General features: G+C 58.9%; 13 protein-coding genes and 1 pseudogene. 9 read left to right on the forward strand and 5 right to left on the reverse strand.

Going from position 1 to position 17,628, the window contains the following annotated elements:
- The first annotated feature begins 4 nt into the window (after positions 1 to 4).
- The 3 genes from UB90_RS13470 to UB90_RS13480 all read left to right on the forward strand — a co-directional run bounded on the left by UB90_RS13470 (position 5) and on the right by UB90_RS13480 (position 2,365).
- Positions 5 to 1,063, forward strand: coding sequence for a glycosyltransferase family 4 protein (locus tag UB90_RS13470; RefSeq protein ID WP_065326933.1), 1,059 nt, complete (start codon positions 5 to 7; stop codon positions 1,061 to 1,063).
- Between the two features lie 269 nt (positions 1,064 to 1,332).
- Positions 1,333 to 1,716, forward strand: a complete 384-nt coding sequence (locus UB90_RS13475; RefSeq protein ID WP_065326932.1) for a hypothetical protein — start codon at positions 1,333 to 1,335, stop codon at positions 1,714 to 1,716.
- A gap of 265 nt (positions 1,717 to 1,981) precedes the next feature.
- Positions 1,982 to 2,365: a hypothetical protein gene (locus UB90_RS13480; protein ID WP_005610609.1), complete on the forward strand. Its 384-nt coding sequence runs from the start codon at positions 1,982 to 1,984 to the stop codon at positions 2,363 to 2,365.
- Between the two features lie 108 nt (positions 2,366 to 2,473).
- Here the strand turns inward: UB90_RS13480 and UB90_RS13485 are convergent, their stop codons facing one another.
- From UB90_RS13485 to UB90_RS13500, 4 genes are all read right to left on the reverse strand, one after another.
- Positions 2,474 to 3,637 (reverse strand): M20 aminoacylase family protein, encoded by a 1,164-nt coding sequence (locus tag UB90_RS13485; protein WP_065326931.1) that lies wholly within the window; start codon positions 3,635 to 3,637, stop codon positions 2,474 to 2,476.
- Positions 3,638 to 3,720: 83 nt separating this feature from the next.
- A complete protein-coding gene (locus tag UB90_RS13490; protein WP_009179285.1) occupies positions 3,721 to 4,887 on the reverse strand; it encodes a M20 aminoacylase family protein in 1,167 nt (388 codons plus the stop codon).
- Positions 4,888 to 5,087: 200 nt separating this feature from the next.
- Positions 5,088 to 6,254, reverse strand: coding sequence for an acetylornithine deacetylase (gene argE, locus UB90_RS13495; RefSeq protein ID WP_065326930.1), 1,167 nt, complete (start codon positions 6,252 to 6,254; stop codon positions 5,088 to 5,090).
- Between the two features lie 2 nt (positions 6,255 to 6,256).
- The gene (locus tag UB90_RS13500) at positions 6,257 to 8,077 is read right to left on the reverse strand and encodes an ABC transporter ATP-binding protein (RefSeq protein WP_040641351.1); all 1,821 of its coding nucleotides are present in this window, start codon (positions 8,075 to 8,077) and stop codon (positions 6,257 to 6,259) included.
- A gap of 361 nt (positions 8,078 to 8,438) precedes the next feature.
- Here UB90_RS13500 and UB90_RS13505 point away from each other — a divergent pair, with 361 nt between their 5' ends.
- The 3 genes from UB90_RS13505 to UB90_RS13515 all read left to right on the forward strand — a co-directional run bounded on the left by UB90_RS13505 (position 8,439) and on the right by UB90_RS13515 (position 12,326).
- On the forward strand, positions 8,439 to 10,136 hold the full coding sequence (locus UB90_RS13505) for a peptide ABC transporter substrate-binding protein (protein WP_009179052.1): 1,698 nt from the start codon (positions 8,439 to 8,441) through the stop codon (positions 10,134 to 10,136).
- Between the two features lie 197 nt (positions 10,137 to 10,333).
- Positions 10,334 to 11,341, forward strand: a complete 1,008-nt coding sequence (locus tag UB90_RS13510) for an ABC transporter permease (RefSeq protein ID WP_009179315.1) — start codon at positions 10,334 to 10,336, stop codon at positions 11,339 to 11,341.
- A complete protein-coding gene (locus UB90_RS13515) occupies positions 11,334 to 12,326 on the forward strand; it encodes an ABC transporter permease (RefSeq protein ID WP_009178742.1) in 993 nt (330 codons plus the stop codon). Before UB90_RS13510 ends, UB90_RS13515 begins: the two co-directional genes overlap by 8 nt.
- A gap of 79 nt (positions 12,327 to 12,405) precedes the next feature.
- Here UB90_RS13515 and UB90_RS13520 read toward each other — a convergent pair whose 3' ends face one another.
- Positions 12,406 to 13,686, reverse strand: a complete 1,281-nt coding sequence (locus UB90_RS13520) for a DUF3422 family protein (RefSeq protein ID WP_065326929.1) — start codon at positions 13,684 to 13,686, stop codon at positions 12,406 to 12,408.
- Between the two features lie 318 nt (positions 13,687 to 14,004).
- On the opposite strand from UB90_RS13520, the gene UB90_RS13525 reads away from it, so the two are divergent.
- The 3 genes and pseudogenes from UB90_RS13525 to UB90_RS22505 form a co-directional block, all read left to right on the forward strand.
- Positions 14,005 to 16,134, forward strand: coding sequence for a malate synthase G (locus UB90_RS13525; protein WP_065326928.1), 2,130 nt, complete (start codon positions 14,005 to 14,007; stop codon positions 16,132 to 16,134).
- A 128-nt stretch (positions 16,135 to 16,262) separates the two neighbouring features.
- Positions 16,263 to 17,066 (forward strand): gamma-glutamyl-gamma-aminobutyrate hydrolase family protein, encoded by an 804-nt coding sequence (locus UB90_RS13530; RefSeq protein WP_204161389.1) that lies wholly within the window; start codon positions 16,263 to 16,265, stop codon positions 17,064 to 17,066.
- A 353-nt stretch (positions 17,067 to 17,419) separates the two neighbouring features.
- Positions 17,420 to 17,628, forward strand: a pseudogene (locus UB90_RS22505) (Re/Si-specific NAD(P)(+) transhydrogenase subunit alpha); the annotation flags it as partial.

A 17,628-nucleotide genomic window follows, 5' to 3' on the forward strand; every position in this document is an offset into this window, starting at 1 on the left:
CCACATGAGCCAGATCGACCTCAAACAGATCGACGTAATCGCTCCGAACTTTAAAAAGCGCTATTCGGGTGTGACCTCTACTGTGATCCGGCTGGTGCCCATTCAAGCGCGCGACATTGCGATCTGCGCTGCCGCTCCTGATTTGCCTGCGGAGGTGCCTCAGGTGACGCCAAGCGCGCTTTGGTCCATGTCCAGATCGGGGCCATCTGGCGCGCGCGTCTGGCATGCCCGGCGCAACAACGAGATGGTCGCCGGTCTGGCGCTCAAATACCTGCTGGGCAAACGGCTGAAGCTGCTTTTCACCTCTGCTGCCCAGCGCCGCCACACCGGTTTTACCCGCTGGCTGATCCGGCGCATGGATGCGGTTATAGCGACGTCCTCAAAATCCGCGAGCTATCTGGAGCGCGAAGCGACGGTAATTCGCCATGGCGTCGACTGTGAATTGTTCCAGCCGGTTGAGAACCGCGCGGCCCTGCGCCGGGCCTTGGATCTTCCCGAAGATGGGCTTTTGGTGGGGTGCTTTGGACGTATTCGCCACCAGAAAGGCAACGATCTTTTTGTCAAAGCCATGATCGAAGCCTGCCACGCCAACCCAAAAGTACGCGGGTTGATGATGGGGCGGGCAACCCCTGATAATGCCGACTTCCTCAAGGGTTTGAAGGATGAGGTCGCCGCCGCTGGACTGAGTGATCGCATCTTGTTTCGTGATGAGGTGGCAGTAGAAGACGTCCCGCGCCATTTTCAGGCGCTGGATCTCTATGTGGCGCCGCAGCGCTGGGAAGGGTTCGGCCTGACCCCGCTTGAGGCGATGGCCTGCGGCGCGCCAGCGGTGGCCACCCGCGTTGGCGCCTTTGAGGAACTGGTCGTGCCCGGCGAAACCGGGACGTTGTGCGACATCGAAGACCTCGACAAGATCACCGCAGATATCATCGAACTGCTGTCGGATGAAACCCGTCTGCAGGAGATGTCGGCTGCGGCGCGGGCGCATGTGGCTCAGACCTTTCGTCTGGAAGGCGAAGCCGCCGCAATTATCGCTATCTATCGGGCGCTACTGAACACTTGACCATTTACTCCCTTTGACTGGGGAGCCGTTTTAATGCCACCCCTCATTTTGGAAATTCAACATTATAGGTTCTGAACGCTCCGTGCTTTAACCCCGTTGCGACAAGCTAAATCTTGCCGAAACGTTAATAAATGACGCGATTTGGGCGGTTTTCCCCGATATTTCTCCGCAAAAACAGAGATGCTCGTTAACGTCCTGAGTCCACCTCACACATGAGAACGACTCACAGTATTGAAGAATTTGAATTCTTCTTTTGTCTGGAGGTTAATATGTACAAATCTGTAGCCCTCGCCGCTGCCCTGTCTACACTGTCACTGGGTATCGCGGCCCCCGCTGTTGCAGGCAATCCGATGAAGATGTCATCCGACACCCCACGAGTCCTGCGGATCTCAAAAGGCATTTGCGCCTCTTCGAAACAGCAAATGGTGTCTTGGGCGCGTAAGATTGACGGGTTTGGATCTTTTGCAGTTCCGCGCTATCCGGCTGGCCAGACCGTGGATTGCAGCGCCTCTGGTGCAACCCTGCCGATTGGGAAATCTTGGGGGTTTGGGGATCAGCAATCGGCGGACGCAGCTGCCCTCGCCGCCTGTACCGCCAATCTTCCGAGCGGTTTCAAAACCTGCGCGGTTATTGGGCAAAGCTTCGCTCAATAGAGGTTTCACACCGACCAAAGGGGGCAATGCAGCGCCCTTTGGTTTTTTGAAGCGCGAAATGAGCCAATAAATTGCATCAAATCGCAGCCCCGTAACCTTGCGACTTTTCAAACACTTACCATCACCGATGCCCCATGCGCCGAGACGGATGCATAAAAATCTCGGAACCTTTGAGTGTTTGAGTTGTTTTTAGGTCAGACGGCGCGACACGGCGCCGATGCAGACGTAACAGCAGTCATGCCCGTCATGATGCAGGAGGTTTTCGATGTTTAATAAGGTTTCTCTCGCCGTAATCACCCTTGGCTCCGCAATTGCACTGTCCGCCCCGGCTTTTGCACAATCAGCAAACCCGATGGTCGACAAAGATCTGCGCATGCTGCGCGTTGACGCAGGTCTCTGCACCAGCGCCAAAGAGGCCATGGTGGATTGGGCTGCGAAAATCGACGGTCACGGCTCTTACGCGGTGCCAGTCTATCCTGCCAGTGTGACGATTGACTGTGCCGAGCCTGCAGCTGTGCTGCCGACCGGTCAGTCCTGGGGCTTTAGCGATCAGAAAGCTGCTGACGTTGCGGCGCTGAGCCAGTGTGAGGCAAGCCTGCCCGACGGCTTTGACCGCTGTGCCATCGTTGGCCAGAGTTATACCAAGTAACCTACCCAGTCATGGAGCGGACGTGTGTTGTCTGCGTAAGGTAGGGTGTTTTCCATGCGAAAGGGGGCCAATTTGGCCCCCTTTCTTATGTCTGGCGATACCGTGCGATCAAGCCGCAGGCATGCGCTGCTCGACGATTTCGGCCCACCAGCTACAGCCAGCCGGGATTGCATCGTCGGTGAAGTTATACTTGGGGTGGTGCACGGCGGCGGTGTCGCCATTGCCCACGAGGATATAGGCACCGGGGCGCTCTTCCAGCATGAAGGCGAAATCTTCGCCGCCCATGACAAGCGGCGCCTCGTCGCACTGGCCAGAGACATCACGCGCCACTTTGGCGGCAAATTCGGTTTGCTCGTCGTGGTTCACCATCACCGGATAGCCACGGTAGTAGGTCACATCTGCCTCACCGCCAAAGGTGGAGGCGATACCGGCGCAGATCTCTTTGATGCGCTTTTCCGCAAGGTCACGCATCTCGGGGGCCATGGTGCGCACGGTGCCTTTGATCTGCACGCGCTCTGGGATCACGTTGAATGCCTTGGAGGAGGTCTCGAAGGAGGTCACGGACACCACGATCTGATGCACCGGGTCAGCGTTGCGGGCCGCGATGGTTTGCAGCGCCAACACAGCCTGCGATGCCATCACGGTGGAATCGATGGTCTCATGCGGTTTTGCAGCGTGACCGCCCTTGCCGGTGAAGGTGATGTCGAACTGGTCCGTCGCGGCAAAAAACGCGCCCGAACGAATGGCAAAGCTGCCCACCGGGCGGCCCGGCCAGTTGTGCATGCCGTAGACCTCTTGGATGCCCCAACGGTCCATCATGCCGTCGTCGCACATTTCCTTGCCGCCGCCGCCGCCTTCTTCGGCGGGTTGGAAGATCACCACAACGGTACCGTCGAAATTGCGGGTCTCGGAGAGATACTTCGCCGCGCCCAGCAGCATCGCAGTGTGGCCATCATGGCCGCAGGCGTGCATGGCGTTTGCGGTCTTGGAGGCATACTCCAGACCGGTTTCTTCGTGGATCGGCAGCGCGTCCATATCGGCGCGCAACCCGATGACCTTGCCAGCCGTGTCGGATTTGCCCTTGATCACGCCTACAACGCCGGTGCGGCCAATGCCCGAGACCACTTCGTCGCAGCCGAATTCCTTGAGCTTTTCCTCGACCAGCGCGCTGGTGCGGTGAGTCTCAAACAGGATTTCAGGGTTTTCGTGCAGATCGCGTCGCCACGCGGTGATCTCTGCCTGAAGTTCAGCAAAACGGTTTTTGACGGGCATGGGTCTTTCTCCTTGTCTATCGAAATTGGGCACCCCGCGCGGCAGGCGGTTGCCCGGGGCCTGAACCTCAGACCCCTGAAAACTCAGCTGGCAGGCATCCGGCGTTCGCAGAGTTCTACAAACCAGCTACAACCAAGCGGGATGGCGCTGTCGTCGAACTGATAAGCCGGGTGATGGCACATCGCGGTGTCGCCATTCCCGAGGAAGATATAGGCGCCGGGGCGGGCTTCAAGCATATAGGCGAAGTCCTCGGACGGCATGATGGGCGGTGTTTCAGGGTCCACGCTGTCAGTGACGGCACGCGCGGCCTCCACCGCATGAGCAACCTCATCGGCGGTGTTTTCTGTCACCGGATAGCCGGGCGTCCATGTGACCTTGGCAGTGGCACCAAAGGCCGATGCCGTATCTTCGGCGACGCGGCGCACGCGGTCCTCGGCCAGCTTACGGTTTTCCGTGTCCAGCGTGCGCACGGTGCCCTTCAGCTTGGCACGATGGGCGATCACATTAGAGGCGGTGCTGTCGGTTTCAAAAGTGCCGACTGTCAGCACGACACGGTGGATCGGGTTCACGGTGCGCGACACGATAGAGTGCAGCGAGACCACGATCTGCGACGCCACCAGCGTGGTGTCGATGGCATCATGCGGCGCGGCAGCATGGCCGCCCTTGCCGGTGACTTCGATTTCAAATTCATCCGAGGAGGCCAAGAGGCCACCGACGCGGGTGGCGATGTGGCCAACCGGCAGGCCCGGCATATTGTGCAGACCGTAGACTTCTTGCACGCCCCAGCGGTCCATCACGCCATCATCTACCATGGCCTTGCCCCCTGCCCCGCCTTCTTCGGCGGGCTGGAACAATAGCACCACGGTGCCGTCGAAATTGCGCGTCTCAGTGAGGTATTTCGCAGCCCCCAGCAGGATCGCGGTGTGGCCGTCGTGGCCGCAGGCATGCATCTTGCCCGGCGTCTTAGAGGCATACTCCAGACCGGTTTCCTCATGGATCGGCAGCGCGTCCATGTCGGCGCGCAGGGCGATCACCTTGCCGGACGCGGTGCTCTTGCCCTTGATGACGCCGACAACGCCGGTCTTGCCGATCCCCGGCACCACCTCGTCACAGCCAAAGGCGGTCAGGCGTTCCTGCACCAGCCCGGCGGTGCGGTGCACGTCATACATCAACTCGGGGTGTTCATGGAAATCATGACGCCACGCGGTGATTTCGGGCAACAACTCGGCAAAGCGATTCCGGACGGGCATGGGCTCTCTCCTTAACGTGTTAGCGAAATGAGTGCCGCAAGGCGGATCGGAAGGCAAGGGTTGTTGCACAATTGAACCAACAGGTGCCATGCCCCGGCACATATGACAGCACCCAGCGCCGCTGAGCACCCGATTGGGGGCGGTCCGCCCTGACCCACACCGCCACTAAGGGGCGCGGCAGGTCGGGGCGTTTGGTTTCATCAAGCCGCAAGACGCTTGATCAGATCGCGCATGAACTGGGTGCCTGCCTCAAACTGCGCGACGGTGATGAACTCATCCGCCTGATGCGCTTGGGCAATGTCGCCGGGGCCGCAGACCACGGCAGAATAGCCCGCGACCTGATAGTGACCGGCCTCGGTGCCATAGCTCACCACATGGCGCGCGTTGTCACCGGTGAGTGCCCGCACCAATGTTTCAGCGGCACCGTCGGTTTCGGGCACCAATCCCGGCACGCTAAAGGCTTTATCTATGCTGATGCCTGCCTCGGGATTGACGGCCTGCATCTGTGCCTCGACACGGGCGATCTCCTGCTCGTAGGCGACTTGCCAATCATCAAGGCTTTCGCCCGGCACAACGCGGAAATCCATCCAGAAATGACAGTCCCCTGCCGTGATGTTATGCGCAGTGCCGCCAGACACCTTGCCCACATGCACCGTGGTCCAAGGCGGTGTGAACATCGCGGCCAACTCGGTTTGCGGCTTGGCGCGGTTCTCGGTGTTGCGATGGTTGGCCCAGTCGATGATCCGCGCCGCCTCCATCACCGCGCTCACGCCTTGATGCATCAAAGAGCTATGCACCTCAAAGCCGCGCACATGGGTGGCCATGGCAAAGGCCCCTTTGTGACCGGTTACGGCCTTCAGCATCGACGGCTCACCCACGATCACAGATTCTGCCTTGGGCAGGTGTTTCTGCATCTCTTCAATCAGGGGCGGCGCGCCGGTGCAGCCGATTTCCTCGTCAAAGGTATAAGCCAGCTGAAGCGGGCGTTGAAGGTCCGCATAGTGACCCTCAACCAGTGCCCAGAGCGCCAAGGCGTCAAAGCCTTTCATGTCCGCGCAGCCACGGCCAAAATATTTGCCGTCGCGTTCCACCACCACATAAGGGTCAGAGCTCCAGTCCTGCCCCTCAACGGGCACCACATCGGTATGCCCAGACAAGACCACGCCGCCGTCGACCTTGGGGCCGACATGTGCGTAAAGCCCCGCCTTTTCAGGCTGTTCGGGATCGATCCAGATGTAGTGCTCAATCCCGTGAGAGCTGAGATACTCGGCCACCCATTCAACGAGGGGCAGATTGGTGTCATGGCTCACAGTTGGAAAGGAGACCAGACGCGTCATGATCTCCAGCGGGGATAGTCTATTGGTCATGATCAGTAGCCGGAGTCGGTGGTCAGCACAAAATGGCCGGGCTCCACTTCCATGTATTGCGACGGCTCGGCCTGATAGCTCATGCCGTGGATCGGCGATGGGATCGGTTTGAAGTTCAAATCCTTCTCGCTCTTGCGCTGGTTCGGATCGGCAATGGGAACCGCCTTCATCAGTGCTTGCGTATAAGGGTGCGCCGGGTTTTCAAACACTCGTGCACGTGGGCCGATTTCCACGAGGCGGCCCAGATACATCACGCCCACCTGATGGCTGACGCGCTCGACCACCGCCATATCGTGGCTGATGAACAGAAAGGACAGCTCCAGATCGGCCTGCAATTCCATCATCAGGTTCAGAACCTGCGCCTGCACCGACACATCCAGCGCCGAGACGGCTTCATCCGCGACGATCAGTTTCGGGTTCAGTGCAAGGGCGCGGGCAATTGCGATGCGCTGACGCTGACCGCCGGACATTTCATGTGGGAAGCGGCGCATGAAGCTGCGCGGCAGATGCACCCGGTCAAAGAGCGCGGCAACCCGGTCCTGAATTTCAGAGCCAGAGGCGATGTTGTAGTTCTTCATCGGCTCTGCGACCTGATCCATCAGCTGCATCTGCGGATTGAGCGAAGCAAAGGGATCCTGAAAGATCATCTGCATATCAAGGCGCGCCTTGTGCAGTTCTTTTTGGCTGAAGCCGAGAACGTCGCGGCCCTCAAACTCGACCTTGCCGGAGGTAGGCTCCACCAAGCGCAGGATGGATCGACCGCAGGTGGATTTACCACAGCCCGATTCGCCCACGAGGCTGAGGGTCTGACCTTTGAACACCTTAAAGGACACATCTTCGACCGCATGCACCTGCGCCACTGTGCGGCGCAAAATGCCGCCCTTGACCGGGAAACGGGTGACGAGGTTTTCTACATTCAACAGCACCTCATCGGTGCCTTTGATCGGCTTAATCTCGGCCTGCTCGACGCCCATCAGCTTCATGGGCTCGGGGTAATCCTTACCGCGCATCTCACCGAGCTTTGGAACCGCCGCCAAGAGCGCCTTAGTATAGTCGTGCTGCGGGTTCTCAAAGATCTCGTGGACGGTGCCTTCTTCGACCTTATTGCCGCGATACATGACCACCACGCGGTCGGCCATCTGCGCCACCACCGCCATATCGTGGGTGATGAACATCACCGCAGTACCGGTTTCGCGCTTCAGACGATCCATCAGTGCAAGAATTTCGGCCTGGATGGTCACATCGAGCGCGGTTGTGGGCTCATCCGCAATCAACAGACGCGGCTCGCAGGCCATGGCCATTGCGATCACCACACGCTGGCGCATGCCGCCAGAGAGTTCATGCGGGTATTGTTTCATCCGCCGCTCGGCCTCGGGGATGCGGACCTCGCGCAGAATCTCGATGGCGCGCGCCTCTGCCTCTTTCTTGGTCATGCCCTTGTGGATTCGCAGACCTTCGGTCAATTGGCGGCCCACAGTGAACACCGGATTGAGCGCCGTCATCGGTTCCTGAAAAATCATTCCGATCTGATTTCCGCGAATCTGCTTCATCAAATCGGTTTCGGATTTGGCAAGGTCGATGGGCTTGTCATCGCCCGGATCGAACATCAATTCGCCCGCTGCGATGGTGCCGCCGCCATATTCAACAAGACGCATAAGAGAGAGGGACGAGACAGATTTGCCCGATCCGGACTCCCCTACGATGCACAAAGTTTCACCAGCCGTGACGTCAAACGAAACATTCTCAACACCGACCACTGGGCCGTCCTTGGTTTCGAATTCGACCCGAAGGCCTTTGATTTGTGCAATGGGCTGGTCCAGCATTCGCGTATCCTGTCTGTTTTAACGCACCTTGGCGGTGCCTATTTGGGCGCGATCTAAGCCTATGCAGCCCTGACCGTCAAACCCCCGACCGGCTTTCATGTCGGCCAGGTCTTGCATTTCATCAAAACTCTGTGTTCGATATCCGCAGTGAACGCCAAAGGCGACAGGGGGTTAAGAAAACAGGTCCGGCAAAACGGACCCTATCATCCGTAGAATCTATCTGCGGGGTTTCCTGACATCCATACGTCCGCGGTGGACGCAATACCTTGACCGTCTTCATGCGGTCGCGGGTTGCACGCCTCAACCAATGTGCAGCCTTTAACAACGATAACACTATGTCGGTTCCGACAAGGAGAGTGTAATGACTTTGAAAACCCTTCTGCTGGGTGCTGTGGCAACTGCCGCCGTCGCACCTGCGGCCTTTGCCGAGCGTGGCTCGGACGGTCAGGTCAACATTATTTATTGGCAAGCCCCGTCCATCATGACCCCGTTTCTGTCCGGCGGCACCAAGGACGTGGAAGCAGCCTCGCTCGTGATCGAGCCGCTGGCGCGTTTCAATGCCTCTGGCGAGATGGTTCCGTGGCTGGTTGAGGAAATCCCGACCGTCAGCAACGGCGGCGTCAGCGAAGACCTGACCCAGATCACATGGAAGCTGAAGCCGGGCATCAAATGGTCCGACGGCACCGATCTGACCTCGGCAGACGTCAAGTTCACTTACGAGTATTGCACCCACCCCGAGGGCGGTTGTGCGCAGGTCACCAAATTTGAAGGCGTGACCGGTGTTGAAACACCCGACGAGAATACCGTCGTGGTGACCTTCGACAAGGCGACCCCCTACCCTTACGGTCCCTTCGTTGGTGGTGAGAGCCCGATCATTCAGGCCGCACAGTTCGGCGAGTGCCTCGGTGCCAAAGCACCTGAGTGTACCGAAGCGAACTTCAACCCGATCGGCACCGGCCCGTTTGTTGTGGATGAGTTCAAGCCCAACGACGTGATTACCCTGTCGGCAAACCCGAACTACCGCGACCCGGCAAAACCCGCTTTCGCAAAAGTTCTGCTGAAAGGTGGCGGCGACGCGACCGCAGCGGGCCGTGCGGTGATGGAAACCGGCGAGTTTGACTACGCATGGAACCTGCAGCTGGCACCCGATGTCATCGCGCAGATGGAAGCTGGCGGCAAAGGCAAGGCCGTTGCAGGCTTTGGTCCGCTGCTCGAGCGTATCATGCTCAACAACACCAACCCTTCTGCGGACCTGAGCCCGGAAGAGCGTTCGGTGATCCGTCCCCATCCGTTCCTGTCTGACCCGGCGGTCTACAAAGCGCTGTCCATGGCGATTGACCGCGAACTGCTGGTCGAAATCGGCTATGGCAAAGCGGGCCGCCCGTCTTGCTCTTGGGTTCCGGCACCGGAAGCATTTGCGATCAACCCCGAAGGTTGTAACGTCCAAGACATCGCAGGCGCGAATGCCCTGCTGGATCAGGCTGGCATCGTCGACACCGATGGCGACGGCATCCGTGAAAAAGACGGTGTTCCGCTCGAGATCCTGTTCCAGACCTCCACCAACGCGGTGCGTCAGGATTTCCAAGCGCTGATCAAACAGTGGTGGAGCGAGATCGGTGTTGAAACCGAACTGCGTAACATCAACGGTTCTGTCTTCTTTGGTGGCGATCCCGGCTCCCCGGACACCTTCCAGAAGTTCTATGCTGACGTTGAAATGTACGCCAACACCTTCAACGGCACCGACCCGCAGTCCTACTTCGGCAACGGTCTGTGCGACAAAGCACCGACTCCGGCGTCCCAGTGGCAGGGTGAGAACATCTCCCGCTTCTGCGATGAAGAGTATGACGCGCTGCACGAAGAGCTGAGCCAAACCGCCGACGCTGCAAAGCGCATCGAAATCGGTCAGAAACTCAACACCATCGTGTTTGAAAAAGGTGGCATGATCCCGATTGTTCACCGTGGCCGTCTGTCTGGTGTGTCCAACACGCTGGGTGGTGTCGACCTCAACGTGTGGGACAGCGAGCTGTGGAACGCAGCTGACTGGTACCGCACCGAATAAGCGTTCGTCCGCGACCAGAAGGGCCCCGGTTCTCATGCCGGGGCCCGCTGATATTCGCGTTACCATTCTCTGCGCGGTCCGGCATTGTTGTTACATCGGACTTAGCTTAAGAGACCCTGCATCGCGCGAAACCCCGCCCCGCAAGGGCAAGGCAAACGCGGACCTGTCGACAACCCATTTGCAAAGGCGCCCGGCTGATGCTGACTTTTACCATCCGACGGCTGATCATAGCAGTGCCAACCCTGCTGTTTATCAGTCTCGTGATTTTCCTGCTGCTGGAACTCGCCCCCGGCGATCCCATGGCACAGGTTCCCCTGACCGTCCCCCCCGAAGTGAAAGAGAAGATGCGCCTGGCCCTCGGCCTTGGCGAGCCTGTCCATATCCGGTTCTGGAAATGGATCGTGCAGTTCTTCTGGATCGAACCACAGGTTCTGGTTGACCATATCTTCGGCACATCTTTTTCCGCAGGTGATCTGCGCGTCATTTCCTGGCAGACCCGCTCGCCCGTGATGGATATCGTGGTGCAGCGCCTGCCGCAGACCCTCTCGGTCGTGGGCACCGCCTACATCGTTGCGATCCTGATTGCGCTGCCGATCGGCATCTACTCTGCCTATCGCCAGTACAGCTGGTTCGACCAGCTCGGCACCTTTGTGTCGATGGTGGGCTTTTCGGTGCCGCCATTCTTCTCTGGTGTTCTGGTGATTGTGATCTTCTCGGTCCAGCTTGGCTGGTTCCCGTCGATCTATGACACCACGCTGGAGGTCACCAGTTGGGAGACCTTCGTGAAGCAGCTCCAGCAGATGGTGATGCCGGTGATGGTGCTCGCACTTCAGATCACCGCACAGCTCAGCCGCTTTATGCGGGCGTCCATGCTCGACAACCTCAATCAAGACTACGTGCGCACCGCGCGTGCCAAGGGCTTGGGCGAGTACACCGTCGTCATGGTGCATGTGCTGCGCAACTCCATGATCCCGGTTGTGACCGTGATCGCACTGGGTATTCCGTCGATCTTTGGCGGCGCCATCATCACCGAGCAGGTGTTCAAGGTGAACGGCATCGGCCAGTTGCTGATCGGCGCCATTCAGGCCAATGACCTGCCCATGGTGCAGACGCTTACCTTCATCTTTGCCGTGCTCATCGTGCTGTTCAACCTGATCGCCGATGTGCTCTATGGCATTCTCGACCCGAGGATCCGCTATGACTGACGCTGCAAAAGACAAGACCCTGCAGCATTCCAGCGTGCAGGACGAACTCTCCAAACCAGCGCGCAGCCAATGGCGCGAGATTTGGGTGCAGTTCAAATCTCACCGGGGCGCGCTGTTTGGTGGCTGCCTGTTTATGTTCATCGTGCTCGGCGTTGTGGTCGGCCCGTTCATCTATTGGAACGATGCGAAATTCGTGCCCACGGGCCGTGATTTCATCACCCTGCGGGATATGCGTCCGATCTATCATGCGCTGTGGGACCCCTCAGCTAAGATGGACTGGGCCTATCCCTTGGGCACTGACAATTTGGGCCGTGACATGCTTGCGCGCCTGATGTTCGGTGGCCGGGTGTCGCTTGCGGTGGGTATGGCAGCGATGATCCTTGCGCTGATCCTTGGCAGCCTGATCGGGGTGCTGGCGGGCTACTTCAAAAAGCTCGACGGTCTCCTGATGCGGATGACTGACCTGTTCCTCGCCCTGCCCCTGTTGCCGATGATCCTTGTGGCTGCGGTGCTGTTTCGGGAGAGCCTCTCTAAATCCATCGGGCCGGAAGGCGGCATCTTCGTGTTGATCGTCTGCCTGATCGGGATCACCTCATGGATGCCGACCGCACGGATTGTGCGCGGCGATGTACTGGCCATCAAGGAACGGGAGTTCGTTCTGGCGGCCCGTTCCATCGGCACCAAGCCCGGCAGCATCATCTCGCGCCACATCCTGCCCAACGTGCTGTCGCCAATTATGGTGTCCGCAACGCTCGGGATCGCCACCGCGATCATCACCGAGTCGGCGCTCTCCTTCCTCGGTTTTGGCTTCCCGCCAGATTTCCCGACGTGGGGGCGTTTGCTGAATGATGCGGTGGACCGGATGACCCTGTTCCCCGAGCGTGTGCTCTGGCCCGGCATCCTGATCTCGCTGACGGTTCTGTCGGTGAACTATCTCGGCGATGGCCTGCGCGATGCATTGGACCCACGCATTCGGGGCCGCTGAGGCACTATTAACAATCGAAAAGGCCGCCCGATGAGGCGGCCTTTTTGATTTCAACCTGCGAGGGGCGGACATCCGTTTTTTAATGCAGGCTCTTTCGAATGCGCCGCACCGCTAGAAACACCGCGCCGATCACCAGCGGCGTCAGGATCGCGGTCAGCATTCCTTTGCTGAGATCCAAGGCCTTGCCGAGCGGGTAGAGCGCATAGGCCGCGAGCGACACCGCGTAATAGCTGATCGCCACCACCGAAAGCCCCTCAACTGTGTGCTGCAACTGCAATTGCAGATCCGCACGACGGTCCATGCTCTCGAGCAGGGCCTGATTCTGCGCCGAGCGCTCAACATCGACACGGGTTCGCAGCAACTCCCCTGCCCGGCGCGCCCGGTCTGCCAGCACATCAAGCCGCTTCTCCGTGGATTCCACCGTGCGCATGGCGGGTTCAAACCGCCTCAGCATGAACTCAGCCATGGTCTGAAACCCGACAAAGCGCTCTTCTCGCAACAGGGAAATCCGCTGATTGACCAATGCCGCATAGGCCCCCGTCGCGCCAAAGCGAAAGGCCGATTGCGCCGCCATGGCCTCCAGTTCGGCAGAGATCGTCAGAAGCTGGCTCAGTGTTTGATCGGCGGGAACATGGCCGCGAGTCATCTCTCGCATCATCTCCGAGAGCGACGCATCCATGGCACTGATGGTGGGCGTCAGCCCGCGTGCGCGCGAAAACCCCAGCATCGACATTGCCCGGTAGGTCTCAATCTCGCACAGGCGCTGCACCACCCGTCCCACCCGCTGCGGACCGGTTTCCTTATTCACAAACAATGCAAACCGCATGTGCCCTGCCGGGTCGATCCGAAAATCCCCCGCAACCACCGCGTTGTCATCCAGCACCGTCGCCATGGCGAGGCTTTCGGGGACAAACCAATCGCGCACGCATGTTTTGATCTGTTCGGGTTCAGGTCGCGCAACAACGCGGATCAAGGCCGAGGTAATCCGCTGCCCCGGCGCTTTTTCCAGCCAAACGGGCGGGAACAGCTCGAAATCCTTCGGGTCAAAGGCGCGGTCGCTGATCCCGTCGCCGTGCAGCGTGTAGGAAACAAACTCCGTGTGCTGCTCCCATTTGAGCGTGTAGCGGCCAAGCTGCGCCGTGTGATGGGTGGCTCCGGGTTGCGGATGTGGTGCACCGTGGCGATCCAGCAGATCTTTCAGGTGCTGCAGGTCCGCCATCCGGTCGCGATGCACCGCTTCGCTTGGTTGTTTCACTGCCAGATAGGCCACCGTGCCGGGCACGGGGATGGTTGGAAACGGGCGCGCGTGCAGCTCATTTGCAAGCTGATAGCGCAAGGGGTGATCTTCTATCGCGGCCATAGGAACCTTCCCACAAGAGTTTCCAGACCGTAGCCAAACACCTCCCCAAGTGTAAAGTTATTATTTCTAATCAAGACGTTAGATGAATGCAACGGTATACAAAGTGACGCATAAACCCGCAGCGATGATTGCCGGGCTGGTGCCGCACTTTTAGCGCGTCACCGCGCGTGCCATCCAAAACAGCAACGAAAATCCTCAGCACTTTCTTGAAAAACAATAAGATGCGTTTGCATTTCCAGAGGGCTCGTTTTGTTGCTGATCGGAAACTTATCCCGTATCAAACTGCATGCAATCGTGCACCGCCAGAAGGAGAGTACAATGAGCCGGATCGAACGGAATGGACTGCAGGTGGCCTCCGAACTGGTGGCATTTGTCGAAGAACAGGCACTGCCGGGTACCGGTGTCAGCAAGGATGCCTTTTGGGCTGGATTGTCCGGTCTGGTTGATGAAATGGGCGATGAAAACCGCGCATTGCTGATCAAACGTGCTGAAATCCAAGGCAAAATCGACTCGTGGCATTTGGAACGTCGCGGTCAGCCCCACGACGCGGCGGCTTATAAGGAATTCCTGACCGAAATTGGCTATCTGGTGCCCGAGGGGCCGGACTTTGAGATTGCGACAGAAAATGTTGACCCCGAAATCGCGCATGTACCGGGGCCGCAACTGGTGGTGCCGATCACCAATGCACGTTTCGCGCTGAACGCAGCGAATGCCCGTTGGGGCAGCCTCTATGATGCGCTTTATGGCACCGACGCCATGGGGGATTTGCCAAGCGGCAAGGGCTATGACGCGGCGCGCGGCGCGCGGGTGATCGCATGGGGCCGCCGCTTCCTGAATGAGACCTTCGCGCTTGCGAGCGGCTCTTGGTCCGACATCTCTGGCCTGCGGGTGGAAGACGGCGCATTGGTTCCCGCACTTCGGGACGCCAACCAATTTGCAGGCTACGTCGGTGATGCCGCATCCCCCACACGGATTGTTTTGCAAAACAACGGCCTGCACGCGATCCTTGAGATCGACGCGGCAGGCAACATCGGCAAGGACGATGCGGCAGCGATCAATGACATCACGCTGGAAAGCGCGTTGTCGACGATTATGGACTGCGAAGATTCGGTTGCCTGCGTCGATGCCGAAGACAAGGTCACAGCCTATTCCAACTGGCTCGGCCTGATGAAACGCGACCTCGCTGAGGAGGTCAGCAAAGGTGGCAAGAGTTTTACCCGCGTCCTGAATGACGATGTATCTTATACCACGCCCGCAGGTGAGGCGGCGTCGCTCAAGGGGCGTTCGCTGTTGTTGGTGCGTAACGTGGGCCACCTGATGACCAACCCGGCCATTCTGGACAGCGAAGGCCGTGAGGCGGGCGAAGGTCTGATGGACGCGATGATCACCGTGTTGATCGCGATGCATGATTTGCAGGCGGACGGAGGCAACTCGCTGCATGGCTCGGTCTATGTGGTGAAGCCAAAGATGCACGGCCCCGAGGAGGTCGCCTTTGCCGTGAAGATCTTTGACCATGTCGAAGACGCGCTGGGACTGCCGCGCAACACTGTCAAAATCGGTATCATGGACGAAGAACGCCGCACCTCGGCCAACCTCAAGGAATGCATCCGTGCCGCGAAATCGCGCGTTGCCTTTATCAATACGGGCTTCCTTGACCGCACCGGTGATGAAATCCACACCTCTATGGAAGCCGGGGCGATGCTGCCCAAGGGCGAGATGAAATCCACCGCGTGGATTGCGTCTTATGAGGATCGCAACGTCGATATCGGTCTGGCCTGCGGTCTCAAAGGACGCGCGCAGATCGGCAAGGGCATGTGGGCCATTCCCGACCGTATGGGCGACATGCTGGAGGCCAAAATCGGCCACCCGAAATCCGGTGCGACCTGTGCTTGGGTGCCCTCGCCCACTGCGGCAACCTTACATGCAACCCACTACCACACAGTCGATGTTCTTGGCCGTCAGGATGAACTCAAGGCAGGCGGCGCGCGTGGCACGCTTGATGATCTGCTGACGATCCCGGTGATGGCGGGCGAGAACCTCTCGGACGAGGACATCGCGCGCGAGATTGAAAACAACGCCCAAGGCATCCTTGGGTATGTAGTGCGCTGGGTCGATCAGGGTGTGGGCTGTTCTAAAGTGCCAGATATCAATGATGTTGGCCTGATGGAGGATCGCGCGACATGCCGGATTTCCAGTCAGGCACTGGCAAACTGGCTGCACCACGGGGTTGTGTCCGAACAGCAGGTAATGGCCGCGATGCAGAAGATGGCCGCGGTTGTGGATGATCAGAACGCGTCTGATCCTGCATATCGCCCGATGGCCCCGAGCTTTGACGGTATCGCGTTTCAGGCGGCTTGCGATCTGGTGTTCAAAGGACGCGTGCAACCGTCTGGCTATACCGAACCGGTCCTGCACGCCCGCCGTCTGGAACTTAAGGCGCGGGGCTGATCGCCCATCTTTATACAACAGGTTTCAGCCTCTCGGGGCTGAAACCTCAGGTCTGTGCATCAGCGAACAGGCCTATGCGCCGCCCGGCGCCCTTGCGCGCAAAAGACAAGCCACATTAGTGTGATAGGATGAACACATTAATCTGGAGATCAAACGTGCGCCCCAAAGTCGGCATTATCGGCAATTCCTACCTCATGAATGACCAATACCCGACCCATGCGGGGGGCACCATGAACTCGGACGCGGTGGCCAATGTCTCGGGCTGTTTGCCGCTCCTGATCCCGACCGATCCGCGCTTTGTCTCTGTCGAGGAACTGCTAGAAAGCTTTGACGGTTTTTTGCTGACCGGTGGTCGGCCCAATGTGCACCCTCAGGAATACGGAGAAGACGCGACCGAAGCACATGGCGATTTTGATCGCGCCCGTGATGCGATCACCCTGCCCTTGGTGCGTGCCTGTGTGGAACGGGGGCAGCCGTTCTTGGGCATTTGCCGCGGCTTTCAGGAAGTGAACGTCGCCATGGGTGGGACGCTCTATCCGGAAATTCGCGACCTGCCCGGCCGGATGAACCACCGCATGCCCCCAGATGGCACCATCGAAGAGAAATTCGCCCTGCGCCATCCGGTGCGACTGAGCGAGGGTGGGGTTTTTCATCAACTGCTCGGTGCACCCGAAGTGATGACGAACACGCTCCACGGTCAGGGCATAAAGGCACCGGGTGCGCGAATTGTGATCGACGGGGAGGCCGAAGACGGAACCCCCGAAGCGCTCTATGTCAAAGATGCCCCCGGATTTTCGCTCGCGGTGCAGTGGCATCCCGAATATCGCGCAGGCCAGGACCCTGTCTCGCGTCCGCTGTTTGAGGCCTTTGGCGCGGCTGTTCGCGCCTGGGCACAGGACCATCGCCCTGTGTCCCTGCCCCTTTCTGCCTAATCAGGTCAACATCGCCCTCCTGACATCACTTTGTCGCCAATCCGCGCAGGCTTCGTGGACAGATTGACAATCTCATGCGCGAATTTGGCGTCATCGAAGGTTGAAATGTCGCAAAGGGGATGAATCGCCCATCGCGTCCTTTTCATTCTGCGTCACATCTGCTGCTGTGGGCGCAAGTGTTCGGCAGATCAGTCACGGCCCAACCTGACCAAAGGTCAAATAAGGGGCGTGAATTCAAAATCTTGCCGCAACGCGGCAAATTACTTGCGCAAGATTGTTGCGCAATGTATGCAATGTGTTTGCGAAACGTGCGCATGCGATCAGTTTGATCGATGCAGACAGGGGGACGACTGGTGAAAATAGGCACACCAAAAGAGATAGCCGAGGGCGAGTCGCGAGTAGCGATGACGCCGTTGTCGGCGCTTGATCTTCAGAAGCTGGGGTTTGAGTGCTGTATTGAGTCTGGTGCGGGTGAGGCTGCGGGGTTTACCGATGCGGCCTATGCCGAGGCCGGGGTGGAGGTGATCAAGACCGCCGCCGGACTGTGGAAGGCCGCCGATAT

This window comes from Tritonibacter mobilis (assembly GCF_001681715.1).
In the GTDB taxonomy this organism is placed as follows: Bacteria; Pseudomonadota; Alphaproteobacteria; order Rhodobacterales; family Rhodobacteraceae; genus Epibacterium; species Epibacterium mobile.